Annotated in this window: 21 protein-coding genes; 14 read left to right on the top strand and 7 right to left on the bottom strand. The window is 42.1% G+C overall.

The window, feature by feature from the left end; genetic code table 11:
* Positions 1–159 precede the first annotated feature (159 nt).
* The 12 genes from IEW76_RS03325 to nei all read left to right on the top strand — a co-directional run bounded on the left by IEW76_RS03325 (position 160) and on the right by nei (position 15,448).
* Positions 160–2,355: a Z1 domain-containing protein gene (locus IEW76_RS03325; RefSeq protein ID WP_188650908.1), complete on the top strand. Its 2,196-nt coding sequence runs from the start codon at positions 160–162 to the stop codon at positions 2,353–2,355.
* Positions 2,356–2,529: 174 nt separating this feature from the next.
* Positions 2,530–4,113, top strand: a complete 1,584-nt coding sequence (locus tag IEW76_RS03320; protein ID WP_188650906.1) for an L-lactate permease — start codon at positions 2,530–2,532, stop codon at positions 4,111–4,113.
* 773 nt (positions 4,114–4,886) lie between these two features.
* Positions 4,887–6,473, top strand: a complete 1,587-nt coding sequence (locus IEW76_RS03315) for an L-lactate permease (RefSeq protein ID WP_188650903.1) — start codon at positions 4,887–4,889, stop codon at positions 6,471–6,473.
* 92 nt (positions 6,474–6,565) lie between these two features.
* Positions 6,566–7,276 carry a FadR/GntR family transcriptional regulator gene (locus IEW76_RS03310; protein ID WP_188650901.1) on the top strand — a complete coding sequence of 237 codons (711 nt, stop codon included), beginning with the start codon at positions 6,566–6,568 and terminating at the stop codon, positions 7,274–7,276.
* Positions 7,277–7,385: 109 nt separating this feature from the next.
* Positions 7,386–8,102 carry a (Fe-S)-binding protein gene (locus IEW76_RS03305; protein WP_188650899.1) on the top strand — a complete coding sequence of 239 codons (717 nt, stop codon included), beginning with the start codon at positions 7,386–7,388 and terminating at the stop codon, positions 8,100–8,102.
* A gap of 16 nt (positions 8,103–8,118) precedes the next feature.
* Entirely contained in the window at positions 8,119–9,543 is a 1,425-nt protein-coding gene (locus tag IEW76_RS03300; protein ID WP_188650897.1) for a LutB/LldF family L-lactate oxidation iron-sulfur protein, read from the top strand.
* Positions 9,543–10,253 carry a LutC/YkgG family protein gene (locus tag IEW76_RS03295; protein ID WP_188650896.1) on the top strand — a complete coding sequence of 237 codons (711 nt, stop codon included), beginning with the start codon at positions 9,543–9,545 and terminating at the stop codon, positions 10,251–10,253. Before IEW76_RS03300 ends, IEW76_RS03295 begins: the two co-directional genes overlap by 1 nt.
* A 28-nt stretch (positions 10,254–10,281) precedes the next feature.
* A complete protein-coding gene (gene glcD, locus IEW76_RS03290) occupies positions 10,282–11,691 on the top strand; it encodes a glycolate oxidase subunit GlcD (protein ID WP_188650893.1) in 1,410 nt (469 codons plus the stop codon).
* Positions 11,688–13,010, top strand: a complete 1,323-nt coding sequence (locus IEW76_RS03285) for a (Fe-S)-binding protein (protein ID WP_188650891.1) — start codon at positions 11,688–11,690, stop codon at positions 13,008–13,010. Before glcD ends, IEW76_RS03285 begins: the two co-directional genes overlap by 4 nt.
* Before the next feature lie 388 nt (positions 13,011–13,398).
* Positions 13,399–14,151, top strand: a complete 753-nt coding sequence (locus IEW76_RS03280) for a threonine/serine exporter family protein (protein ID WP_188650889.1) — start codon at positions 13,399–13,401, stop codon at positions 14,149–14,151.
* Between the two features lie 18 nt (positions 14,152–14,169).
* A complete protein-coding gene (locus IEW76_RS03275) occupies positions 14,170–14,613 on the top strand; it encodes a threonine/serine exporter family protein (RefSeq protein ID WP_188650886.1) in 444 nt (147 codons plus the stop codon).
* Between the two features lie 4 nt (positions 14,614–14,617).
* Entirely contained in the window at positions 14,618–15,448 is an 831-nt protein-coding gene (gene nei / locus IEW76_RS03270; RefSeq protein WP_188650884.1) for an endonuclease VIII, read from the top strand.
* Positions 15,449–15,518: 70 nt separating this feature from the next.
* Here nei and IEW76_RS03265 read toward each other — a convergent pair whose 3' ends face one another.
* The 6 genes from IEW76_RS03265 to IEW76_RS03240 form a co-directional block, all read right to left on the bottom strand.
* The gene (locus IEW76_RS03265; protein WP_188650882.1) at positions 15,519–15,893 is read right to left on the bottom strand and encodes a hypothetical protein; all 375 of its coding nucleotides are present in this window, start codon (positions 15,891–15,893) and stop codon (positions 15,519–15,521) included.
* Between the two features lie 24 nt (positions 15,894–15,917).
* Entirely contained in the window at positions 15,918–16,433 is a 516-nt protein-coding gene (locus IEW76_RS03260) for an acyl-CoA thioesterase (protein WP_188650880.1), read from the bottom strand.
* A 248-nt stretch (positions 16,434–16,681) separates the two neighbouring features.
* Entirely contained in the window at positions 16,682–17,572 is an 891-nt protein-coding gene (cidR, locus tag IEW76_RS03255; RefSeq protein ID WP_188650878.1) for a cidABC operon transcriptional activator CidR, read from the bottom strand.
* Positions 17,573–17,682: 110 nt separating this feature from the next.
* Complete coding sequence (locus IEW76_RS21050; protein WP_373285942.1) at positions 17,683–19,212, bottom strand: Na+/H+ antiporter NhaC family protein; 1,530 nt, start codon at positions 19,210–19,212, stop codon at positions 17,683–17,685.
* A gap of 700 nt (positions 19,213–19,912) precedes the next feature.
* Positions 19,913–20,533 carry a response regulator gene (locus IEW76_RS03245; protein ID WP_188650875.1) on the bottom strand — a complete coding sequence of 207 codons (621 nt, stop codon included), beginning with the start codon at positions 20,531–20,533 and terminating at the stop codon, positions 19,913–19,915.
* Complete coding sequence (locus tag IEW76_RS03240) at positions 20,514–21,866, bottom strand: sensor histidine kinase (RefSeq protein WP_229721109.1); 1,353 nt, start codon at positions 21,864–21,866, stop codon at positions 20,514–20,516. The genes IEW76_RS03245 and IEW76_RS03240 overlap by 20 nt, the downstream gene beginning before the upstream one ends.
* Before the next feature lie 681 nt (positions 21,867–22,547).
* Between IEW76_RS03240 and IEW76_RS03235 the strand changes: the two genes are divergently transcribed.
* Both IEW76_RS03235 and IEW76_RS03230 read left to right on the top strand, forming a co-directional pair.
* Complete coding sequence (locus IEW76_RS03235; RefSeq protein ID WP_188650872.1) at positions 22,548–23,522, top strand: Gfo/Idh/MocA family protein; 975 nt, start codon at positions 22,548–22,550, stop codon at positions 23,520–23,522.
* Positions 23,523–23,657: 135 nt separating this feature from the next.
* Entirely contained in the window at positions 23,658–24,560 is a 903-nt protein-coding gene (locus IEW76_RS03230; protein ID WP_188650870.1) for an aldo/keto reductase, read from the top strand.
* A gap of 69 nt (positions 24,561–24,629) precedes the next feature.
* Here the strand turns inward: IEW76_RS03230 and IEW76_RS03225 are convergent, their stop codons facing one another.
* Positions 24,630–25,979, bottom strand: a complete 1,350-nt coding sequence (locus IEW76_RS03225; protein WP_188650868.1) for an MFS transporter — start codon at positions 25,977–25,979, stop codon at positions 24,630–24,632.
* Positions 25,980–26,171 lie beyond the last annotated feature (192 nt).

Here is a 26,171-nt window from a genome sequence, read left to right as displayed (position 1 = left end):
CCTGATAGGAGAACAATACTATGCTCAGATTAGCGCGCTGCTCCCCCTGCCTCATTCCGGAGAAATTTGTTATACTAGGACGTAGATTAAAGAAAAGCCATTGCTCTGTTTGAAGGGGAATGGCTTTTTTTATGGAAAGATTATAGAGGAGTGACCGTTATGTCAGTCAGCCTTGATCAGTCTATCCGATTAGATGGTCAATTTTATCAAACCTTAAAAAAAGAGAAACGATACAATTGGGAAACAAGTCAGTGTATTGAGAACACGGTCAAGAGTTTAGTTGAGGAACATACTAGTGCTAACCGCCCGGGTATGCTGCTTGGAAAGGTGCAATCAGGGAAAACCCGTACATTCCTTGGGGTTATGGGGTTAGCGTACGATAATGGATATGATCTTGTTATCATCCTAACAAAAGGGACAAATGCATTAGCCAGACAAACCTATGTCCGAGTGCATCAAGAATTTGCTTCTCATATCGAAGATGATTACATGCGTGTCTTTGATATTATGGGCTTGCCTGATAATTTGAGGAAATGGGAGCGCCGTCAGAAGCTCGCGTTCATTGTTAAGAAAGAAACCAAAAATATGGATCGATTGAAACAGACTTTGTTTGAGAAGTACCCTGCTTTGTCTTCTAAGCGAATCCTTTTCATCGATGACGAGGCAGACTTTGCAAGTGTTGCCTATCAAAAGAATACAGAAGCCAATATACAAGAAATGCGCGTTATTTCAGGAAAGATTGACGAGTTACGTAAAGTCCTCACATCGACTTCTTACTTGCAAGTAACGGCTACACCTTATTCCTTGTACCTACAACCAGAAGAGCGACGAATTCATGAGAATAAAGTGTTCCAACCTGTTCGCCCTGCTTTTACTGAGCTCGTGCCTGTTCATGATCAGTACGTAGGGGGAGAGATGTATTTTGAGAAGTCTAAAGATGATGATCACTTGGCGTCTTACCTATTCCACGAAGTGGACGATCGGGAGCTTGAAGTGATGAAGAAACTGGACAGGCGAAGATTAAAACTTAACGAGCTTCTCTATCAAAAAAACATTACCAATATAAGACAAGCATTCGTTAATTTTATTGTGGGTAGTTCGATTCGAAGATGGCAACAACGTAAAAACGGAGATCGTATGAAAAAGTATTCATTTATGATTCATACGGAAAGAGGGAAAATGGCCCACGCCTGGCAAGAAGAATTGTTAAATCGTATGGACGCCCAGCTAAAAGAAAGCGCTCAAAACGATGACCCAATATTTAGGGAGCTCATAGAAGACTCTTATAAAGACCTAATAGGTTCAGTTTCAAAAGTGGATGGTCCTAAGCCTTCTTTTCAAGAGATATTCTACGAAGTTCGAAAGGCTGTATTGGAAGAACACGTGGTGAGTTCCGTTGTCAATTCAGAGAAGGATGTGAATGAGCTTCTAGATCATACAGGGCAGCTCCAACTAAGAGCTCCGATGAATGTGTTTATAGGGGGACAAATATTAGATCGAGGAATTACGATTGGCAACTTAATCGGTTTCTTCTATGGACGAAATCCAAAATCTTTTCAACAGGATACCGTTCTTCAGCACTCTCGTATGTATGGGGCTAGGCCACTTGAGGATGTGGCGGTGACACGCTTTTACACGACTCGAAGTATTTACGACGTTATGGAACGTATTCATGAGTTTGATACAGAGCTTCGGGAGTCCTTTGAGCGTGGAGGTCATGAGCAGGGCGTTGTGTTTATTCAAAAGGATCCGATGGAAGAAATCATACCATGTAGCCCTAACAAGATCCTCTTATCAAATATAAGAATGTTGAAACCTCATAAACGTATGTTACCTATTGGGTTCCAAACCGGCTACAAAACACACATCCAAAAGACCATCAACCAAGTGACAAAACAGCTTGAGAAATGGCGTGTTTCTGCTGTTAAGCATAAGGGTGAAGCGTTTCTCATACCGGTAGAAGCGGCGAGTGAGATTCTTGCTCAAATCTATCAAACGATTGAAATGGAACATGGGTATGAGTGGAATCTAGAAGATTACCAATCTATGCTCCATTACCTTTCCAATGAACACGAATCTAAGGAAAAGGGGTATGTGTGGATTGTAATGCGTCACGGTCGTCAAATTAAACGATTAGACCAGAACGGGCGCTTTGAATCATCTCCAGATACTCCTGGAAATGGGCAAGGGGAGCTTGCAGTAGCACGTAATGTGGCTACACATGTTCCGGCTCTTATTCTTCTACATCAGCAAGGGAAGAAAGAACAGGGATGGAGAGGGGCTCCGTTTTGGTGGCCTATTCTTGTGGCGCCAAAAGAGACAAAGACCGCCGTTTATGCAAGTAAAACGGTGTGAATAAATACTGTAACGAATTCGCCACACAATGCACACAACTTTGTCACCAGTATCTATTGAGATCCGCCGCTTCTCGACATATCATTAAGGTAGAGTCAGTCATCTGATGACTGACCTTTCCACTTGTTTATTCATAGATTGTCGAGTTTTATATAAAGTTAGGAGGATTTCGTTATGCTTGTATTGAGTGCATTAAGTGCCATCATAGCTCCGTTTATCTTTTTAGTTTTGCTTCGCATGTCAGCTGTAAAAGGAATGTTGTTTAGCGCCATTATTGTGATCCTTTTATCCTTTACAGTGTGGGGAGTGGGGAGTAACGTTATCTTAGCTTCTATGTTGCAAGGCTCTCATAAAGCTTTGACGATCCTTCTAATCCTGTTCGGAGCAATCGTGCTCTTAGAAACACTGCGCGGGACAGGAGCTGTTACGCGTATAAATCAGGGCTTCCGAAATATTTCTAAAGATATGAGAGTTCAAGTAATTATTGTGGCCTTTCTTTTTGGTTCTTTGATTGAGGGGGCAGCAGGATTTGGTACACCAGCTGTCGTTACCGGTCCCTTAATGGTGGCTTTAGGATTTACACCTATGGCAGCAGCAGCGCTTGCTCTAATTGCCGATAGCTCAGCGGTTTCCTTTGGGGCAGTGGGAACCCCCGTTCAGGTAGGGCTGAGTAATGTACCAGGTGCTGATCTTACTTTCTTTCAGACCATTGCCGTAAAGATTACCCAGATCGATCTATTGGGAGCTACATTTGTTCCGTTTATTTTAGTCCTGATTTTGACCATTTTCTTTGGCAAAGGTAAGGGAATAAAAGCTTCAGCGCCATTATTACTATGGTCTTTGATGGTAGGATTAACGTATTCCATTTCGGCTCTATTATATGCGAAATGGTTCGGCCACGAATTTGTGTCCATCCTAGCAGCTTTGACAGGGCTAGTTATGGCAACCGTAACAGCTAAGAAAGGAATCTTGCTTCCGAAAGAGGAATGGAAAGAAGCATTACAAGAAGACTTTAAAGAAGATGAAGAAGCTTCTTCTATGAGTTTATTGACGGCTTGGTCTCCTTACTTGGTTGTTGTAGCACTATTATTAATCACACGAATTGTGACGCCTGTTAAACAATTCACGTTAAATGTTCTAGACCTTTCTTGGGATGGAATTCTTGGATTTGAAGGGATTTCTTCTGGATGGCAAGTATTATACTCTCCAGGTACTGTTTTAGTAGTAGCAGCTTTAGTAGCTTTAGTGATTCAAAGAAAGTCTTTTTCAACATTTGCGAGCGCTTCAGTAAAAGCGGTTGGTTCCATCAAAAACGCAGGATTAGCACTACTCTTTACATTAGCATTAGTCCAAGTCTTCACAAACTCTGGTATTAACGGCAACGAGTTAGCTAGTATGCCTCAATACATCGCCAAGTCACTTGCTGGTGGATTTGGTTCCATGTGGATCTTTGTCGCTCCGTATCTAGGAGAGCTTGGATCTTTCATTACAGGAAGTGCAACGGTTTCAAACCTAACATTTGCACCTGTTCAACATAGTATAGCTACCCAAACGAATATGAATAGCGATATTGTTCTAGCCGTCCAAGTGATGGGCTCATCAGCTGGTAATATGATCTGTGTGCATAATGTAGTAGCAGCATCCGCAGTCGTAGGTCTGGCTGGTAAAGAAGGAGATATTATCCGAAAAACCCTCGGACCAGCCCTTCTCTACGGTGCCTTAGCTGGAGTAGGTGGGTTTATTCTTTTATCCTTATAACTCTTAAAGCGATCCTTACAAAAGGATCGCTTTTTTTGCTTGGTAGGATTGTTGAAGACTTTAAGCTGAGAAGAGGTTTCCGTCAACTTTAATGGAGCGTAAGGTGGGCCTGGAAATCACTCGCTTTCCGCGGGCGAGCTGTCGAGCCTCCTCGGGAAAACCACCCTGCGGGGTCTCGTCTACCTCTTTCTCCCGCAGGAGTCTCGCAATTTCCAGGCCCACCTTTGCCATATGGGGAGGGACGGAAACGCACCATATTTGTGGGAGAGGGGGCTTAAGAGCAACTATAATAAGCAGGTCCGTTCACCTAATTAACGTTAGGGCAGGCTTGGGGTCGCCTTTTCCAAAAAGCTGACTTATCCGTACGGTCCTAGGCACCACTCCTGCACTTTAAATCTAGGGGAGACCCCGGAAAGCGCGTAGCGATTGAGGAGGCTCCTACTGCCGCAGGAGTCTCGCAATTTCCCGGACCACCTTTGCCGTATGTAGAAAGAACGGAAGCATGTCTACCAGGAGGGGGGATTTGGAAAACTACCATTATGAGCGAGCTTTGGGGCCGTTCTACTACTTCTGACACCCCCACCACTCAATTAACGTAACGGCCTATTCACACAAAGCCTTTTATCTCAATTAAAGAAATTTAAAGAAGTTATTGAAAACAATTCCATTTTCCATTAGTATGTTTCTAAAGCAGGTCATCTGATGACCTGCTTTTTAATAAAATAAATTGAAAGCGCTTGCGTAATTAAATTGAAACAGGGGGAATGTGGGAGATGCTTATTTTGACGGCACTGAGTGCCATTATTGCACCGTTTTTGTTTCTCGTTTTGCTACGTATGTCAGCAGTAAAAGGAATGTTTTTTAGTGCTATTATTGTCATTTTATTAGCTTTCACCGTTTGGGGAGTTGGGGGAGAAGTGATTGTAGCTTCTGTGCTCCAGGGGACACATAAGGCATTAACCATATTATTAATCTTATTTGGTGCCATTGTGTTACTAGATACTCTCCGAAACACAGGAGCGGTCAGTAGGATTAACAAGGGGTTTCGAAGTATATCTGGTGACATGAGGGTTCAAGTTGTCATTGTGGCTTTTTTATTTGGCTCTTTGATTGAAGGGGCTGCAGGGTTTGGAACTCCGGCTGCTGTAACGGGGCCTTTAATGGTTGCGCTAGGATTTACACCTATGGCTGCTGCGGCATTGGCCCTTATTGCGGATAGCTCAGCTGTTTCATTTGGTGCAGTAGGGACACCTGTTCAAGTAGGATTGAGTAATATACCTGGTGCGAACCTATCATTCTATCAAGATGTGGGTGTTAAGATTACTATGATTGATCTGATGGGGGCCACATTTATTCCGTTTGTTCTCGTGTTTATCTTAACTTTTTTCTTTGGAAAGAAAAAAGGGTGGTCCAACGCTTTGTCTTACTTACCATGGACGCTATTAGTAGGGGCAACCTACTCCTTATCTGCCTTTTTGTATGCCTCTCTTTTCGGACATGAATTCGTATCGATTTTAGCTTCGCTAACAGGGTTAATTGTAGCGACTGTCACAGCTAAAAACGGAGTATTGCTACCAAAAGGGGAGTGGAAAGATGCTCTAGAAGGTGACTTTGAGGAAGAGAAGGACCAGTCTAACATGGGTCTTCTTAGAGCGTGGTCTCCATATGTCGTAGTCGTTCTTCTTCTCTTAATCACAAGGATAATCCCTCAAGTGAAAGAGTTTACGCTCAATGTTTTTGATCTGTCTTGGGAAAATATACTGGGATACGAGAAAATTTCCTCAGGGTGGCAAGTTCTTTATTCGCCGGGGACGGTTCTGATTATAGCGGCCATATTAGCTGTTGTTATTCAAAGAAAATCGTTTAATAACTTCACAAGTGCAGCCGCAAAGTCTCTTGGCTCTATAAAGAGTGCAGGCCTTGCGTTACTATTCACGCTAGCTCTTGTACAGGTGTTTACAAACTCTGGGCTGAATGGGGAAGATCTCTTAAGTATGCCGCAATACATTGCTCAAACATTGGCAGGTGCTTTTGGCCCAATGTGGATCTTTGTTGCACCATTTTTAGGTGAATTAGGTGCCTTTATCACGGGGAGTGCAACAGTCTCAACCCTCACCTTCTCACCTGTTCAATATAGTATTGCAAACCAAACTGGATTAAATACAGACGTCGTGCTTGCTGTCCAAGTCATAGGCGCAGCGGCAGGTAACATGATTTGTGTTCATAATGTAGTAGCAGCTACTGCGGTTGTAGGGTTGACCGGGAAAGAAGGAGACATTATCCGAAAAACCCTCGGACCCGCCATCCTTTACGGGGTGTTAGCTGGAATAGGCGGATTTATTCTTCTCAACATTTTGTAAAAGAGAACATGTAATGATATCGGTTTCTTTCCAAATTCAAGGATTTCCATTAAAATAATAGTAGGTTTTACTTGAAGGTGGAGGATGACATCATGGAATACAAACAAATACGAGCTAGAAAAATATACGAAGAAGTAGCAGATTCATTAATAGACATGTTAAGAGCCGGAGATTTACAACCTGGAGATCGATTGGATTCAGTTGAAAGCTTAGCTAAAAGCTTTCAAGTAGGTCGTTCTGCGATACGTGAAGCTTTAAGTGCGTTAAGAGCTATGGGGCTTTTAGAGATGCGCCAAGGGGAAGGGACTTTCGTGAAGCAGTTCGATCCTTCGAGGTTCTCAGTACCCGTTTCTGTCGCTTTCTTAATGAAGCAGGAAGATATTAAGGAATTATTAGAAGTACGTAAAATACTAGAAGTAGGTGCTGTAGAATCAGCGGCTACTCACTATACCAAAGAAGACATAGAAGCTATGCAACAAGCTCTAACTGCAATGGAGAAGGCAAAGGGTAATGGTGATTTAGGTGAAGAGGCGGATCTAGAGTTTCATTTAGCTATAGCTCATGCTACACATAATCAAATGTTGATTAATTTAATGAATAGTGTTTCTGAAATTATGATGGAAACCATGCGAGAAACACGAAGATTATGGCTTCATTCTGAGCAAAAGACGACCACCTTGCTTGAAGAGCACCGTACTATTATGGAAGCCATTCAAAATCGGGATCCAGTGCGCGCAAAATCACTTATGTTTGAACATTTAACAAAGGTTGAGCAAGCTTTAAGTCAGTTTATAAATAAATAGAGTGTATGGGGCCATTGCTTCTTGCAGGGATAAAGAGGCATTGGTTCAACCCAGTCATCAGATGACCTGCTTAATGGGCGCGGGTCCAATCACCAGGAGGTAATAATAGATGAAGGTTTCGTTATTTATAACGTGTTTATGTGATGTAATGGCTTCTGACGTAGGAAAGGATACAGTAGAAATCTTGGAACGGTTCGGATGTGTTGTGGATTTCCCAGAGACCCAGACGTGTTGTGGTCAGCCTGCTTACAATAGTGGCTACGTGACAAAAGCTAAAGAATCCATGAAGCAAATGATGAAAGCGTTTAAACATTCAGAGTATGTAGTGAGTCCATCTGGATCATGCGTAGCGATGCTTCATGAGTACGCTCACTTATTCAAAGATGACCCAGAATGGAAAGAAGTAGCACAAGAGTTAGCTAATAAATCTTATGAACTCACTCAATTTTTAGTAGATGTTTTAGGAGTAGAGGATGTAGGTGCCACTTTCTCTGGGAAGATCACCTACCATCGTTCATGCCACATGACAAGACTTTTAGGGGTTACAGAAGCTCCTTATAAATTATTAAAGAATGTAAAAGGGCTAGAAATAGTCGATTTGCCTTTGTGTGAAGATTGTTGTGGCTTTGGTGGCACCTTTGCAGTTAAGCAACCATCAATATCAGAGCAAATGGTAAAAGAAAAAACAGAGCACATAGCCGAAACCGGGGCTGATTATGTTGTAGGCGGAGATATGGGTTGCTTGATGAACATTGGTGGACGTCTGAGCCGTGATGATCGTCAGGTTACAGCTCTTCATATTACGAAAATCCTAAATAGTCATTAAGGAAGGAGGAAGATGCATGGGTATTAAAATTGGAAATGCACCATTTAGAGATCGGGTTCAAGAAGGAATTGAGAATGACTTTATGCGTGGGGCCGTTTCCTCAGCTCAAGGTCGATTTCGTAGTGGGAGACTAAAGGCAGCTGAAGAGTTAGGTGATTGGGAAGACTGGCGTACGTTAGGGGAAGAAATTCGCTCCCATACGCTACAGAACCTGGACTATTATTTAGAACAATTAAGTGAGCAAGTCTCCAAACGTGGAGGGAAAGTCTTCTTTGCCCAAACAGCTGAAGAAGCAAATGAATATATCCGAAACGTGGTTCAGAAGAAAGAAGCGAAGAAGATTGTAAAATCAAAATCAATGGTGACAGAAGAGATCGGTTTAAATGAAACGCTTGAGAAAGCCGGTGCTGAGGTGGTAGAGACGGACTTAGGCGAGTGGATCTTACAAATGGATGAAGACCCTCCATCTCATATTGTTACTCCAGCCCTTCATAAGAATAAAGAACAAATTCGAGAAACCTTTGCTAGTAAGAAAGGGTATAAAAATTCCGACCTTCCTGAAGAACTTGCAACCTTTGCTCGAGAACAACTGAGAAAGGAATTCTTATCAGCTGATGTGGGGATTACAGGTTGTAACTTTGCCGTTGCCGAATCAGGCGCCGTTACGTTTGTGACGAATGAAGGGAATGCAAGGCTTGTTACAGCTCTTCCAGAAACTCAAATCTCTGTTATGGGGATGGAGCGCCTTGTTCCTACTTGGGAAGAACTAGATGTCATGGTGAGCTTGTTAACAAGAGCTGCTGTCGGTCAGAAACTCACAAGCTATGTAACGTCTATCACAGGTACGAAGCAGGAAGATGAAGTAGATGGCCCTGAAGACTATCACCTTGTCATCGTTGATAATGGGCGTTCAAAAATATTAGGAACAGAATTTCAGTCTGCTCTACACTGTATTCGTTGTGCGGCTTGTATTAATGTATGCCCTGTTTACCGTCATGTTGGAGGACATTCATATGGGTCCGTTTATCCAGGTCCAATTGGCGCCGTCTTAACCCCTTTACTAGATGGATATGACGATCATAAAGACTTACCTTATGCTTCTACGTTATGCGCTGCTTGTACAGAAGCATGCCCGGTTAAGATTCCTTTGCATGAACATTTAGTGAGGCATCGAGAAATCATTGTTGAAAAAGAGAAGAAAGCACCTAGGTCGGAAAGAATGATGATGGACGGTTTTGCAAAATGGGGGTCTCACCCGGCCGCTTACAAACTAAGTACGAAAATGGCACGAAAAGCATTAAAGCCGTGGACGAAAGAAGAAGTTATTCAAAGTGGTCCAGGACCTTTAAAGGGGTGGACAGATGTTCGTGACTTCCCTGCCCCAAGTGAGCAGACATTTCGCTCCTGGTTTAAAACGAGACAAAAGGGAGGTCGTTCCTAATGAGCATTCAAAATCGCGAATCGTTCTTGAATAATGTGGCAGATCAACTAGGGAGAAAAAGACGTTCTAAAGGGGTCACCCGTCCTCAATATAGTGTTGAACCGCAGTGGAGGGTATTTGAAGGTGCGACTCAAGATGAACTGATAGATAAGCTTGAGGATCAGTGTCGCGTAATCCATACCCATTTTAAGCGTTCAACGATGGATACCTTAACGGAAGTCATTTCTCAATCGATTGAAGAAAATGATGGCCATGCTGTTGTAGCAGCTGACGATAAAAGAAATGACGAGTACGGGCTCACTTCTTTTTACGAAAACCTACATGATGAAGGAGTTGCTTTCCATTTGTGGGATCCATCTAAAGGTCGAGAGAATATTCAATTTGCCGAACGAGCAGATGTAGGGATTACATTTAGTGATATAACCCTTGCTGAATCAGGAACGGTTACCCTTTTTAACCACCAGGGGAACGGGCGATCCATCAGTCTCCTTCCGAGAACGTATATAGCGATTATACCTAAGAGTACGCTTGTACCCCGTATGTCTCAAGCTGTAAGGCATATTCATAAGGCCCATGCCGATGGTGTAGATGTCTCATCTTGTGTAAGTTTTATAACCGGACCGAGTAACAGTGCAGATATTGAGATGAACCTGATTGTAGGTGTACATGGACCAGTAAAAGCCACTTATATTGTGGTTGAAGATATGTGAGCTCGCACAAACGAAAGGGGACCTCAATATGATCAGCGTAGATGCACGGGAGAAGCTTAAATCGATAGTAGGGAACGAAAATTATCAAGATTCAAATGAAATGAAATTGGTGTACTCATATGATGCTACACCAAACTTTCAATCGCTTCCTGATGCGATTGTCAGCCCTAAAAATACGAAAGAAGTCAGTGAATTGCTCAAAACGTGTAATGAATATCAGATACCAATCGTTCCGAGGGGATCAGGGACCAATCTTGCTGCTGGTACATGTCCAACAAACGGGGGGATCGTTCTCCTTTTTAATCATATGAAAGATATTATAGAGATCGATGAGGACAACTTAACCGTTACCGTTCAACCTGGTGTCATAACGTTGGATATGGTCAATGCCGTAGAAGAGAAGGGTTTTTTCTACCCTCCAGACCCAAGTTCGATGAAGATTTCAACAATGGGCGGAAACCTTATGGAGAACTCTGGTGGTTTAAGGGGACTGAAATATGGTGTGACTCGTGACTATGTATTAGGTCTTGAAGTCGTGCTTCCTAATGGCGATATCGTTCAAACAGGTGGGAAGTTAGCAAAAGATGTAGCAGGTTATGATTTAACGAGGTTACTCATTGGTTCTGAAGGAACACTTGGGATTATTACAGAGGCTACTTTAAAGCTTATTCCAATGCCAGAGGCAAAGAAAACCGTTTTAGCTGTGTATGAGGATCTCGAGTCTGCTGCGAGATCTGTTTCAAAAATTATCTCTGATAAAATCATCCCCACCACGCTTGAGTTTATGGATCAATCTACAATCAAGGTAGTAGAGGATTTTGCCAAAGTAGGACTTCCAGTAGAAGCAGAAGCTGTTCTCCTAATTGAGCAAGATGGTCCGATAGAGGTAGTAGAGCGGGATATGGCTCATATTGAGAAGGTTTGTAAAGAGATGAATGCGATCAGTGTACAAGTCGCTCAATCTGAGGAGGAAGCGGATGCGCTTCGGACGGCACGCCGTTCTGCATTATCTGCTTTAGCCAGGTTAAGGCCTACTACAATCTTAGAAGATGCCACAGTGCCACGATCTGAAATAGCGAAAATGGTACATGCCATTAAGGAGATTGAGGAGAAGCACAACGTGACGATTTGTACATTTGGACATGCGGGGGATGGAAATTTACATCCGACTTGCCTGACAGATGCAAGGGACCACGATGAGTTAAAACGGGTTGAGCAAGCTTTTGAAGATATTTTCGTAGAAGCTATTAAGCTTGGTGGGACGATTACAGGTGAGCATGGGGTTGGCGAAATGAAATCTCCTTACCTTGAGCTTAAATTAGGGGAAGCTGGAGTGAATGCTATGAAGAGCATTAAACAAGCCTTTGACCCTAACAACATTATGAACCCAGGTAAGATCTTTGCGAAGGATGAACGAAAGCGAGTCGTGATAGGATGACCACAAAGGAACAGCGTAAACAAAATGTTCAACAATCGTTTGAAGACCGAATGGAGTACGATGAGCTTTTAAACTGTATGCGGTGTGGGTTTTGCTTGCCGAGCTGTCCGACTTACCTTGAAACAAATCGGAATGAAGCGGCATCTCCCAGGGGAAGGATCGCTCTTATAAAAGGCGTTGTTGACGGTGTTATTGAGCCTGATCAAGATTTTGAAGACCAGTTAAATATGTGTCTTGGATGTCGGGCTTGTGAACCAGTCTGCCCATCAGGTGTGAACTATGGACATATACTAGAAGAGGCTCGTGACATTTTAGAATCGAACAAGAAGCGGACAGCTCCGGAGAAGGCGGTTCGCTGGTTTGCCTTTGATAAGTTGTTTCCTCACCATCAGAATATGGTTAGAGTAAATAGCTTGCTATGGTTCTATCAGTCTAGTGGAATTCAATCTGTAGTTCGAAAGAGTGGGGTGCTGAAGCTATTCCCAGACAATATGCAAACAATGGAGAAAGTGCTTCCGCCTATTCCAAAGCCAAGTGATTTAAAATCCCGTCCAAGGCATCTTCATGCAGAAGCGGAACAGAAGGCGCGTGTAGCCTTTTTCTCAGGTTGTTTAATGGATACGATGTTTATGAAGACAAACGATGCAACGCTCTCTTTGTTACAAAAAGCAGGCTGTGAGATTGTAGTACCAGAAGACCAGGCTTGTTGCGGCGCATTACACGGTCACAGCGGGGAAAAAGACTCGGCCAAGGCATTAGCAAAACGCAATATAGAAGCATTCGAATCACTCCAAGCCGACTACATTATCTTAAATGCCGGAGGATGCGGGGCCTTCCTCGTTGATTATGGACATCTATTAAAAGATGAACCAGAGTGGACGGAACGTGCAAAGGCCTTCTCGGAAAAAATTAAAGATATCTCTGAGGTTTTAGTAGAGATGGATTTTCATAAGAAAGACTTAAAGCTACCAAAACGTATAGCTACGTATCAGGATTCCTGTCACTTGCGAAATGTAATGAGGACGCATACAGCTCCTCGTAAGCTGTTGTCCTCTATAGAAGGGGTGGAGTTTGTTGAACTAAAAGAAGCCGATCACTGCTGCGGATCAGCTGGCATATACAATTTAGTTCAGGAAGAAATGTCTATGCAAATCCTTGATCACAAAATGGAGAAAGTACGCGACATCTCCCCTCAAGTAATCGTAACAGCCAATCCGGGCTGCTTATTGCAAATGAAAATGGGCATAGAACGAGAAGGGTTAGGAGACCAAATGGAAGCCGTCCACTTAGTCGACCTCCTCCTTGAAGCCGTGCAATAGTAACTGGAAAATGCCGTTGCCGTATTGAGCTAGAGCTTGCTGTGGGACAACTCGCTTTCCTGCGGGGAGCTGGTAAGCCTCCTCCTTCGCTAACGCTCTGTCCGGGGTCTTACCTAGGCTCCTTATCCCGCGGGAGTCTCGCCGTCCCACAGCAAGCTCTAACGTTAGAGTAGTGAACGGCAATGCTTTAAATATAACAGATCTCCCTCTTTATATCGTATGGGAGAGCTTCTCAAATTTATGTTTTCTCAGTTGGGTGCTTATACGATGGGAACTAGTCAGGTGAGTGAGTCACCTGGCTTTTTTATATTGATTATAGATGTTGATTCTACTGCCTGGAATCGGCTACACTTTATACACGTATATACAACTAGAAAGGGGGAGGCGTATGGAAGAGAGAAGTACTCAACAGGAAATGGTTGAACTCTGTTTATTTATAGGAAGGATTATGCTTCAAAACGGTGCGGAAACATACCGAGTGGAAGATACGATGACAAGAATTGCAGCGTCATATGGGAAAGAAGATGCGCAAAGCTTTGTGACACCTACAGGCATTGTCTTTTCTTTAAGTCGAACAGAACCATCGAAACTTGTTCGGGTTTCCGATCGGACGACAAATTTACATAAAGTGACGCAGGCTAATAGCATTTCAAGAAACATAACAGGCGGCGATTTAACTCTTCGAGAGGCTTACGAACAGCTGGATGAAATTGATAAATCTGGTACTTATTACTCGATGGGAACGCAAATTGCAGCAGCTTCATTGGCTAGTGGTTGTTTTTCTATAATGTTTCAAGGGAATTGGTATGATTTCCTTCCAGCTTGTATTTCAGGTGGAATTGGTTTTATCGTGTTGTTGCTATTACACCAACTATTTGAAATTAAGTTTTTTGCTGAATTCTTGGCTTCATTGTTTATTGGTACCCTTGCGTTTACATTTATGTCATTTGGCATTGGGCATGAAACGGATAAGGTTATTATAGGTTCTGTAATGCCCCTTGTTCCTGGACTTCTTATTACAAACGCTGTGCGAGATCTAATGGCAGGTCATTTAATTTCAGGGCTCTCAAAAGGGGCTGAAGCATTTTTAACAGCTTTCGCCATTGGTGGAGGCGTAGCGATTGCCTTTTCAATTTTTTAAAGATGGAGTTGGACGCTTATGATTATGGAACAATTTATATTAAGCTTTATTGCCTCCGCAGCCTTTGGAATCATATTTCAAGCGCCCAGAAGCACACTGTTGAAATGTGGGCTAGTCGGCTCCTTAGGGTGGGTCATCTACATGTTGTTTATACAAGCAAACATTGATGCTGTGACCGGGACGTTTGTTGCATCCTTTGTTATTGCGATGATTAGTCAGTTCTTTGCGAGAAGGTATAAAACGCCTGTTGTTGTTTTTAGCGTAGCGGGTATTATTCCTTTAGTACCTGGAGGGCTAGCTTATGACGCGATGCGGAACTTTGTTCAGAACGATTACGGACAAGCCCTTCCCATTGCGGCGAAAGTGTTTATGATCTCAGGTGCGATTGCAATAGGTCTTGTGCTTTCTGAAGTTATGAATCAAATTAATAAAAAGGTGAGAAAACGGAAACTGTGGAGGTGATGAAATGCCTGAAGGTCCGGAAATTAGACGAGCAGCTGATGAGGTAGAGAAAGCTCTTCAAGCTTCAACGATTTTAGAAGTCTCTTTTGCATTTGAGGTGCTCCAAGAATATGAATCCTTATTCGCTAATAGTGAAGTGATCCGAGTAGATACAAAAGGGAAAGCGATGCTCATCCGCTTTAACAATGGGTATACCATTTATTCTCATAACCAACTTTACGGGAAATGGTATGTACGTAAATCTTATAACTACCCTAAGACCAATCGCCAGTTAAGGTTAGCGATTCATAATGAGAAGAAATCTGCTCTGCTTTATAGTGCTTCTGATATTGAAGTGCTTAGGGATGAAGAGGTTGACTTTCATCCGTTCATATCCAAGGTTGGACCAGATCTTTTAAATGAACAGGTTACGGTTCCGGGCTTAACAGAGCGCTTCACCTCCACTCGTTTTCGTAAGAGGAAGTGGACTTCTCTATTGTTGGACCAATCTTTTTTGGCGGGGGTTGGAAATTATTTAAGGAGTGAGATTCTCTTTGTGGCAGGAATCCATCCTGAACTACGTCCCATAGATTGTACATCTCATCAAATTGAGAAAGCCGCTGAAGCTGTTATAACGTTAATGAATCGATCCTATAAAACAGGTGGCATTACGGTTGATGAACACCTAGCAGAACGTTTAAAGGCCAAAGGCGAGAAACGACCCCAGTATCGACACTTTGTCTTTAATAGAGAAGGAAAACCTTGTCGAGTTGATGGGACAGAAATTAAAAAGATTACAGCTGCATCCAGGCGCTGCTACTATTGCCCAACTTGTCAGGCCAAAGAGGGAGTATAGAAAGCGTTACTGGAAATGACCCTTTACCAGTAACGCTTTTAGCAACTTTTCATTCACATTTCTTCGCTAGTTAAGCCGTCGCGATCGATGGACCCACTAGACTTTCTGGAGATTCCCCTAGAGCAAGAAGGCTAATTTTGGTGTAGCCAATCCTTTGATAGTGCACGAGAATGCTCTCAAGATTGTGGATCTGAGGATGTTTCTTTAAGGTGTTGATCTCATGCTGATACAAATTGAGTACCGATTCTTCAATGAAGTCAGGAGCACATTGGCTCGGGTCTTCTTGTTGTAATAAACATCCCATATAATCATATCGGAGCTGCAATTGTCTGGTGAGTTGAATGACATGGATAAATTGCTGGAACAGCTCTTGTTCTGTTGCTTGTAAAGCTTCTAAATCCCCTTTAACCTCACGTAATTGCTTAAGACTGGCTGCTTTAATCATCCCTTATTCCTCCGATCCGTTGATTTATTCGTCCCATGGCTTTTCTAACGTAATATATTCAGCAAGTTCTTTACTCTTTTCTCTTCGTTTTTTGCGAGCTTCAGCACGTTCATTAGCTGAGCTATAAAGAAACTTCTCTTCTTCCGTTTCAGGTATAACACGTGGAACTTTGACAGGTTTCTTATCTTTTCCTAATGCCACAAAGGTAAGAAAAGCTGTAGCGGCAATCTTCCGCGTTCCCTCTATCATGTCTTCTGCAATGACTTTGCAAAAGATCTCCATTGAACTATTTCCTGTTGAACAAACAAATGACTCTACACAAACGGAATCTGTTTGGCAAATCGGGTGTAAAAAGTGAATCGAGTCTGTAGATGCTGTGACACATTCCTTTGCTCTTGAGTGTCGGCGAGCGGATAGCGTTGCACATCCATCTAGTTTCTTCATTAAGACGCCACCAAATAAGGTGTCATAGTTATTAAGATCACTGGTAAGAACTTGGTCAGTATTGACGATACGACTTGCTTTAGCTCGTTTTTCCATATTAGGCGTTCCTTTCTAACATCTATGGTGCAGATCGACATGTCTTTCTGAAAGAAGCAATGATTTCTTCTATACATCTAGTGTAAAACCGTCCCAATTGGAAGTAAAATGGGCTATTTGCATCTCCAACATTGATGAAATCTATGAAACGGCTTACAAGCATGGAATATATGCATACAAAGAAGAGCTCACATAATAAAAAAGCTTAGAGCGACAACTCTAAGCTTAGAAAGAAAGTATGATGATAGCTATGATGGATTAGGTTGAATGATGGTTTGAACAAAGTCGACCCATTCTTGTGCGGCGTGAGAAAGATAATGATCAGGGTTCCATATGATATCGAGTTCCCAAGTTAAGGAGGGAGCTTGAACCGGTATAGGACAGAGGTCCCTATGTAGATTTTTGATGACGCTCTCAGGTAACAAGGTTATACCAAGTTTACAGGCTACCATCTCCTCGATAAAGTCCCATTGAGAACTTTCTGAACGGACGGTGGGCTCAAATCCAGCTTGGCGGCAAGATTGTACGATTCTCTCTCTAAGAACGAAATCTTTATTGAATAAGATGAATTCTTCATTCTTTAAATCCCTTAAAGATATTTCGTTACGTTTCGCTAATGGATGAGAGGGAGGAACAATTAGTTTAAGCTTTTCTTTACTAAACGTGAGGTGTTCAAACGTTCCCTCCTTAGTAGGAAGGACGACGATTCCAATATCAATTTCTTCATTAGCCACTTGTTCTTCAATCCGCTTCGATCCATGCTCCATAAATTGGAAAGTAATGTGCGGGTATTTTTCGTGAAACTGTCCAATCATGGTGGAGAAGAAGGTGGTATCCATAAGAGGTGGGAGACCTATTCGGATTTCGCCTTTCTTGAGCTCCACTAGTTGATTAATTTCTACCTCTAAATCTTGGTAAGCTGCATCGATAACTTTAGCTTGTTTTAAGATGACTTTGCCTGCATGGGTGAGCGTTAATTTTTTGCGAGACCGATCAAACAATACTACTCCGAGGTCTTCTTCAAGATTCTTAATCATTTTGCTAATAGTAGGTTGGGTTAAGTATAGTTCTTCAGCTGCACGTGTGAAGCTGTTGAAGCGGGAGACAGCAATAAAATATTGCAAGTGTTTAATATCCATCGTAACCACCTTCAATCTTTTCGGGATTGGTAACCTAAAGACATTCTACCGCAACTTTTTTTGAATGAGAATGCAATAAAAACTCCTACCATAAAGGTAGGAGTTAGCATTTACATAATAAATCCGGTAATGAGAAAGAGTACAGAAGCAACTCCGGCTGCGGTAAGTGCGTACGGGAGCTGTGTATTGATGTGACTCATATGATCACAATCAGCTCCTACTGATGACATAATACTAGTGTCAGATATTGGAGACGTGTGGTCTCCAAGGGCACCACCTGAAAGGACAGCGGCTGCCGCTAAGATAGGATCGCCTCCTGTAGCGAGCAATAGGGATACACCAATTGGCATCATGATGGCCCAAGTTCCAAACGATGTTCCCATAGAGAAAGCGACAAAACCAGATAAAATAAACAATGAAACGGGCACCATAGATGAAGGAATTACCCCGCCTGCCACTTCTTCAATAAAGGCAGCAGCACCAGTTCCCTCTGGAGCAGTGGCGCGCATGATGTCTCCTAATGTAACGGCAAGGATAATAATAATTCCGCCAAGGATTACCGTTTTACTGCCTTCAAATAATTCATTTAAGAATGTAATAGGTGACATCTTTTTCGTGAGCGTATATTGGAAGAAAGCTGTTAGGATTCCTAGAGAAAAACTGATTAACAACATTTTATTCCCATCTAGGGGCAACTTCTCTATAGCGATAAAGTAAGGAAGCGTGTAGTTCCACAACCCAAGAAATACTAGAGTGCCAATTGTCACTCCTAATGGAAGAACCATATCCATGGGAGATGCATGGTCTGCCTTTTCCGTACTGGCTGCCATTTCAGCTTGAGCTGAATTTTGCTTAGGCATTTCAGTTTGAGCTTGTTGAGCCCGTTCTTCAGCCTTCTTCATCGGTCCAAAGTCTTTGATTTTCCCTGATGCAAATAAAAATACCATGATTAGGATGACGATATTATAGAAGTTGAAGGGAATCGTTTTGGCGATTCCTAATATCGGATCCTCTACACTAGGGATGTTATCGACCATTAAAGCTCCCATGAATGCCACCCATCCTGAAATAGGGACAAGCACGTTAATAGGAGAAGAAGTAGAATCTAAGAAAAAAGCAAGCTTCTCGCGTGAGATTTTCATACGGTCATAGATTGGCTTAAATACGGTACCTGTTGCTAAGGAGCTAAAATAAGCACTTGTGAAAAGAGAGCTGCCCATAACAGCAGTAGAGACTTGAGCCCCTTTCTTACCCTTAACTTTTGTAGCAATCCAATTTCCAAAGGCGTAGGCTCCGCCAGATTTATTTAATACTCCAATAAATGCACCAAGCAGGAAGACAACTAGAATTAACTCTGCTCTTCCAGCTCCTTTCACAATGCCCATCCCTCTAATTCCTTCCTCAGGGTTAGCAGGATGACCTGCGATAGCGCCAAATAGGTTAACGATTGAGTAAAAAATAGAATGTAATACGCCGTTTGCTTGTATATCAATCATTACAGTACCAACTAAGATCCCGGAAAGTAGAGACGGGATTACGCGTTTTGACCAAATGGCTAGCGTGAGGGCAACCACGGATGGTAGTAATGATAAGATTCCGAAATGTTCCATAATCGTCAGGCTCCTTCTTGATGTTTTAATTTTTATAATTGAATGATAATTTGTATTGTAACGAGAGTTTGCTGAGTAAAGAAAGAGAAAAAAATGAAAAAATCCCTCAGGCTAAGTGATGAAGCTTAGCTTGGGGATTTTTTGTGTTCTTGAATGATAGGGCGATTTGTTTGTTGGTGAAAGTTAGATTTGGTTATTGATGTGGCGGTTTTAGTTGAGCTTTCTCTTTTGCTGGGCAATCGCCTGCGCTTTTCATGATCTAGCTCCGGGGGCTAGGGGCTAGCGAGATAAGCAAACTACCTGCAGTGGCTACTCGCCACTTCCGGCATTTTGCTTATCTGTACGCCCCTGGGCGAGCTCCCTGCGCTTTCCATGTCTAGCTCCGGCGGGGAGGGCCTAGCGAGATAAGCAATCTACTTCCAGTCTGCTACGCAGACTTGCAGCAGCTTGCTTATCCGGCCCCACACGAGGTGGGGTCGTTCGACGTTGTCACAGGACGTGACGGTTTTAGTCGAACTTCTTCTTTTCCTGGGCGCCCCGCCTGCGCTTTTCTAGATCTAGCTCCGGCTCCTAGCCCCTAGCGTCATAAGCAATCTACTTCCAGTCTGCTACGCAGACTTACAGCAGCTTGCTTATGCGGGCCTGCAGGATGCAGGTCAGTTCGGTGTTGGCACAGGACGTGCCGGTCTTAACCGAACTTCCTATTAAGCTGAACAGTCGCCTGCGCTTTTCATAGTGTATACCACTGATACAATTTCTTCGGTCTGCCAATTTTTTGGTGGCTTACGACTTGTTTTACTTTGCCTTCTTCTAGTAGGTGCATGACGTATCGGTAGACGGTTGGGTAGGCTAGGTCTACTTTTTTTGATATTTCGTCTACGGAGGTGGCTTCGTTTTGTTTCTTTAGGTATTCTTCTACGTAGGATAGAGTTCCTTTGCTGATGCCTTTTGTACTGTAGACGTTGTCGTTTTGGTTTTGGCTTTCTTTAATATTTGAGAGCTGGACGTGTAGTTGGATTCTTGAGATCATGTCTGGTGCTTTTACGGGTTTTAGGGCAAAGTCAGTGGCACCTTCTTGTAGAAATTGATCGGCAATTTCCTGACGTTCGTCTACTGTTAGTACCAGAATAGGAATAGACGAATTGGTTTTGCGTATCTGTTTAACGGTTTGGAGTCCGTCCATCTCTGGCATATGATAATCTACCAAAATTAAGTCAAAGGAACCTTTATTAAAGAGGTCGACACCTTGTTTTCCGTTTTCTGCTGTTTTAGAGTCCCAACCTGCATGATTACAGATTTCTTGTAACATATAACGTAGGGACGAATCATCATCAATGATTAGAATGTTCATAACTTACACGCTCCTTTGGCAATTGAATCCAGAATAAAGTTCCTCGATCTTTATCACTTTCGATATGTAATGAGGCATCGTGTTCGGCTACAACGTTTTTGACAAACGTTAGCCCAAAACCAGGGTGGCTCTTCGTGCTAAAACCGGGTTTCCAAATCTTCTGTTGTTCTTTCTTTGGAATTCCATTTCCGTTATCTTCAACGCCTAGCCATATCTCTTCCCCGTGTTCTTCTGTTCTGATAATAACATGGGCATTAGGGACTCCTTCTACAGCATCACAGGCATTATCAATTAAATTAACCATGGCCCGAGTCATCCGGATTTTGTTTACGAGTACTTCAGTATGTTCATTAGCATTTAATTCGAACTCAAACGAAATGTCAGCGTAGCTTAATTTGTTAGCTCGTATATATTCAATCAACCGCTTCATACTGCACCAGTTTTTCTTCTCATCATACAAAATCTCAGATACCATATTACTGGTAGATTGGATGGATTCAGAGATTTTGTCTGTATAATCGAGGATCTCTTGGTTTTTCGTTTTCATCTGAATTAATGAATTCAGTCCCTCAATAAGAGCAAGAGGAGTTTTTAAATCATGTACCAGATGAAGGGCTTCTCGACCAGATCTTGATTCGATCATTTCTCCTCTAGCACGGTTTAAATCCTGTTTAATCTTCCATTTTTGAGCAGACACAGCTAAGTAAACGGCGAGCATAACCGCATTGATCACAAAGATGGAACACAGAACGATACTATAAAAAGAGAGAGTCCCCCCGAAATTAAGAGAAACGGCAATGTCTTTAAGTTCTGAAGATATAGCACCGCCTCCGAAGCCAAATGGTGTTAAAAACGTAACGGTATCTAGCCATTGATAGCCAAATAATAACTGAGCTAGTACGAATGATTTGAGAACCGGTCTTAGTTGATCGCGGCTCAACATATGCATTAAAACGATAGACATTAAAATCAAAAAGGCGGGACCTCCGAAGTGATAATTCACCGCACTATATGAATTAATGGAAGCATACACAAGCGGAATCACAACAAATGGAACCACAACTTTTAACCACGGCTTTTCGAACCTTCTCCCAAGTATATCCCCTAATAATAAAGCACCAAGATAATGAGGAAGCGCACGAATGGTATTTAACATAACAAGTGTAAAAGCTGTCATCATAAGCGTACTTCCGGACGGATCGTCGTTCAACTCCTCCATCGCAGAAGTCAAGCCAACCATATCAATACTTAACCAAAGGGGCATCGTAATTCCCATCAAGATAAGAGCAATAGTTGTCCAAATACTCCATGATGTAAACACAGAATCCTTCATAGTTAACTCCAATCTTTAACATAATCGGTCATTCAACCTTTTACTTATTTTACTATAAGATTCTGTATTTTAAATATGTTTTGTAAATTCGAACAGAAAAAATAGCCCCCTCCGCATAAGCCTCCTTATACGTAATCCTTGAGGCTTAGGTTAGCTTTTGGGGACCTTAACCGTAAAAGGGCTTGGGCTGGCTGGAGGACCACTCGCTTTCCTGCGGGGAGCTGGGAAGCCTCCTCGTTCGCTATCGCTCTCTGTGGGGTCTTCCCTAGGTTTAAAAGTGCAGGCGTGGTGCCTTTATATATAAGGAAGTTCGACTAAGATCGTCACATCCTGTGACAACATCGAACGACCCCACGTCGTGTGGGGCCGGATAAGACAGCTTTTTGGAAAAGGCGATAAGCCTTTGTAAAAAAGATGGCTTATCTCGCTAGGTCCTCCACGCCAGAACTAGATAGGCTCCTTACCCCGCGGGAGTCTCGCAGTCCTCCAGCCAGCCCTATCATAAATGGGAGAACGGTCGCGCAGGTACCTCACATTTGAGTCTACAGCCTTACTTTTTTGAACAAATGGGTTAGCAGAGGTTTAGTATTAAATAGCAAGATTTGAAAGGGCTCAAGAACGGGTATATGCGTTAAGAGGAAAAATGTAGGCGATTAAATTATAAAAGGAGAGGGTTTTAGCATGCGTTGGGGCATTTTAGGAACAGCAAATATTGCGAAGAAGGCTTTAATTCCAGCTATTCAGCGAACAGATGGATCTGAGGTTGTGGCTGTAGCAAGTAGCAGTGGAAAAGAAGAGGAAGTAGCCAAGCATTTTGATATTTCAAATGCTTATAGTAGTTATCAGCAATTATTGAATGATGACCAAGTTGAGGCTGTTTATATTCCTTTACCTAATCATCTTCATAAAGAATGGGTCTTAAAGGCGGCTCAGGCCGGAAAACATATCTTATGTGAGAAGCCTGCTGCTTTAAGCTATCGTGACGTAGAAGAAATGGTCCAGACCTGCCAGAACCATAACGTCATTTTCTTAGAGGCATTTATGTATCAATTCCATCCTCAACATGAGCGGGTGAAAGAGATTATAGCATCAGGTGAAATTGGAGATGTGGAATTAATGAAGGCCAGTTTCTCCTTTAGCTTTGACAGAAGTCATTACAACATTCGTCTCGATCCTGAAAAAGGGGGAGGAGCGCTTTGGGATGTAGGTTGTTATGGTACTCATTCTGCTCTTCATTTATTGGGCAGTAAACCTGACCATGTTCAGTCTATATCAAATGTCGATGAGGAATATGAGGTAGATCTAGCTTCGCTTGTAACAATGAAGCTTGAAAATGGCGTTTTGGTACAAGTTGACTGTAGTTTCAACACACCATTACGGAATGAGTATGAAATTATTGGTACAAAAGGAAGAATTACTGTTCCCCATGCTTATCGTCCAGATGCGAATGATCATAAAGGGATCATTCGTATATCTACTAATGATGGAGAACGAGAAGTTGTAGAAGAAGGAGATCAGTATGCTCTTCAAATCGAAGCATTTGAAAGAATGGTAGAGAATCATGAACCAATGGATGCATTACAATTTAAAACGCTTGAAAACATTAAACTGATTGATTCAATCTATCAAAGCCAAAACGGAACTGTCCGAATTTAACAAGTGCCAGACACCCTTTATCCAGCTAAAGGGTGTCTGGCACGCTTTATCTTAATGAAGCGCTTTCCTCGCGTTTTTAGGGGAAAGGGAGTACGATAAAGGGGAAGTATATACATATTTGGAGGAGTTTAATCTATGAATCGTATTCAACTCGCTGAAGAATTATCAGTTTCTCAAATTGTTCATGGACATTGGAGATTAAGTGATTGGAATTATTCGAATGAAGAAGTAGTCGAGCTGATTGAACAATGTTTAGAATTGGGGATTACGACATTCGATCACGCTGATATTTATGGAAGTTATACATGTGAACCATTATTCGGACAAGCGCTCGCTCTTAAACCTGAATTGCGTGAGAGAATGGAGCTTGTTACAAAGTGTGGGATTGTTTTAGAATCTGAGAATCGTCCAGAGCATCAATCTCATCACTATGATACAAGTAAAGCTCACATTTTGAAATCCGTTGAGAATTCGTTGCAAGCTTTCGGAACCGATTATATCGACTTGTTACTTATTCATCGACCTGATCCATTAATGGATCCTAGAGAAGTGGCGGAAGCTTTTCGAGAATTAAAAGACGCTGGAAAAGTGCGTCATTTTGGCGTATCAAATTTCAAAAAACATCAATTAGACATGCTTGAGTCCTACTTAGATGTTGAGTTGGTTACAAACCAAATTGAATTATCCCCTTACAATCTGGAGAATATTCATGACGGAACCCTCGATACTTGTATGGAAAAACGATTGGCTCCAATGGCTTGGTCTCCTCTTGGTGGTGGGGATGTGTTCACAAGTGATAGTGAGAGAGCCATTCGATTACGCACTACTCTTGATAAAGTAGCCGGAGAGATTGGCGCTGATGGAATTGATCAAGTTATGTATACCTGGTTACTGGCTCATCCAGCAAAGGTTATCCCGATTGTAGGATCAGGTAAAATAGAGCGTATTAAGTCAGCTGTAGCTGCACTTGATCTTACGCTCTCGAAAGACCAATGGTTTGAAATCTACACGAGCTCCCAGGGCTATGATATCCCATAAACATAAATAAAAGCTGTCCCTTTAGGGACAGCTTTTATTTTGAAGAATGGGTAACTTTATAGAAATAGCTTACCCTTCTATCTTTTCGGATCTTCTAAACACCTGCCAAAAAATGAGACATGATAAAACCATGAGCACAAGAATAAACAAGAAAGTATTCTGGAAAGAAGCGATGGAATACTGTTCATCCCCAAATTCTAAGAAGAAACCAGCAAGTACTGGCCCGGAGGCAGAACCAACAAACTGTACAAGTTGTTTAAGACCAATACCGGAACCTATTAGGGTAGAAGGTAAAAAGGTAGATACTTCATTCGTAGAACTAGACGATAGGCTAGAGAATCCAAAACTAGTAAACATATAGCCAAACATAATCATATATTCATTTACAGGAGATAGGAAATAAAAAATGATCGTCGATCCTGTGAGAAGAACATGAGCGAGAAACATCACCCTTATATTTCCGTATCGATCTATGAGACGTCCTACATAAACAGCAGCAAGAGCTGAAAGGAAAGCTCCTGGGAAGATGATCAACCCTACGGTGGTCGGGCTTTTGTCATATACATTTTTCAGCATTAAAGGCATCAAGACGAGGATTGCAAAATGAGTGGTAAATCCTAAATAACTCATATAAACAATCAATCGGTAGGATTTATTTCGAATTAATTTAGGCTGAATAAATGGAGCACTATTCTTATTTAAATGCCACCATAACATGCCTGCTAACACCAAACCAATTGCTAGATAGTACCACGTTATAGTGGATATAAATAAGAGCAAAGCAGTAACAGATAACCCGGTTAAAATAGCCCCCACTTTATCGAACTGTCCAGGCTGAGAAGACTCTTCGGGTAATCGTTTATTTAAAACGGGTAACAAGAGAATAACGAGTAACGTGAATACAAATAAGAAATTCCAGTTTAAGTAATCCGTAATCGCTCCACCGAAAACAGGACCGAGTCCGAAACCAAGAGAAGATGCTGAAGCAATAAAGGCCATGGCACGTCCTCTGTGATGCCCTGGAACGAAACGGCCGGCATATACATATGAAAGTCCTGGAATTGCCGCTGCACCTGCGGCTTGAACGAGTCTAGCAATCATGAGCCAGATGAAATTTTGTGTGAAGTACCCAAAAACGGATGCAGATGCAAATAGAACAACACCAATCATAAGTAAGCGTTTAAGAGGGATGTAGTCACTTAAACGGGTATAAGTAATTGTAAAGATGGCTAGAACGATGGAATATCCTGATACAATCCATGCTCCTTGTGAAGGAGACAGATTAAAATCACTTAGCACGTTAGGAAGGGCAACGTTGAACATGGTTGTGTTCATCACTACAAGCCAAACAGCAATGCTAAGAATTAAGATCGTTTTAAAATATCCTTGTTTGATAATAGGGAGTGATTCCTGTTGCATAGATTTCCGCCTTCCTGAGATTTTACTATTTCGATACTCGAAATACTGTAACATACATGAGTTTTAATTAAAATGAAAATGCGTATTAGAGGGGGTTCGGTCTTTTTATGCAATTATATTTATTTGATGTAGTTCTTTTTGCTCATCAATTGGTTTAAGTAGAGGGTTTAAAGTTAATTGTATGAGTAATTC

Source organism: Pontibacillus salipaludis (assembly GCF_014642405.1).
GTDB lineage: Bacteria > Bacillota > Bacilli > Bacillales > BH030062 > Pontibacillus > Pontibacillus salipaludis.
The sequence above is the reverse complement of the archived record's forward strand: the minus strand, read 5'-3'. Positions and strand labels throughout refer to the sequence as shown.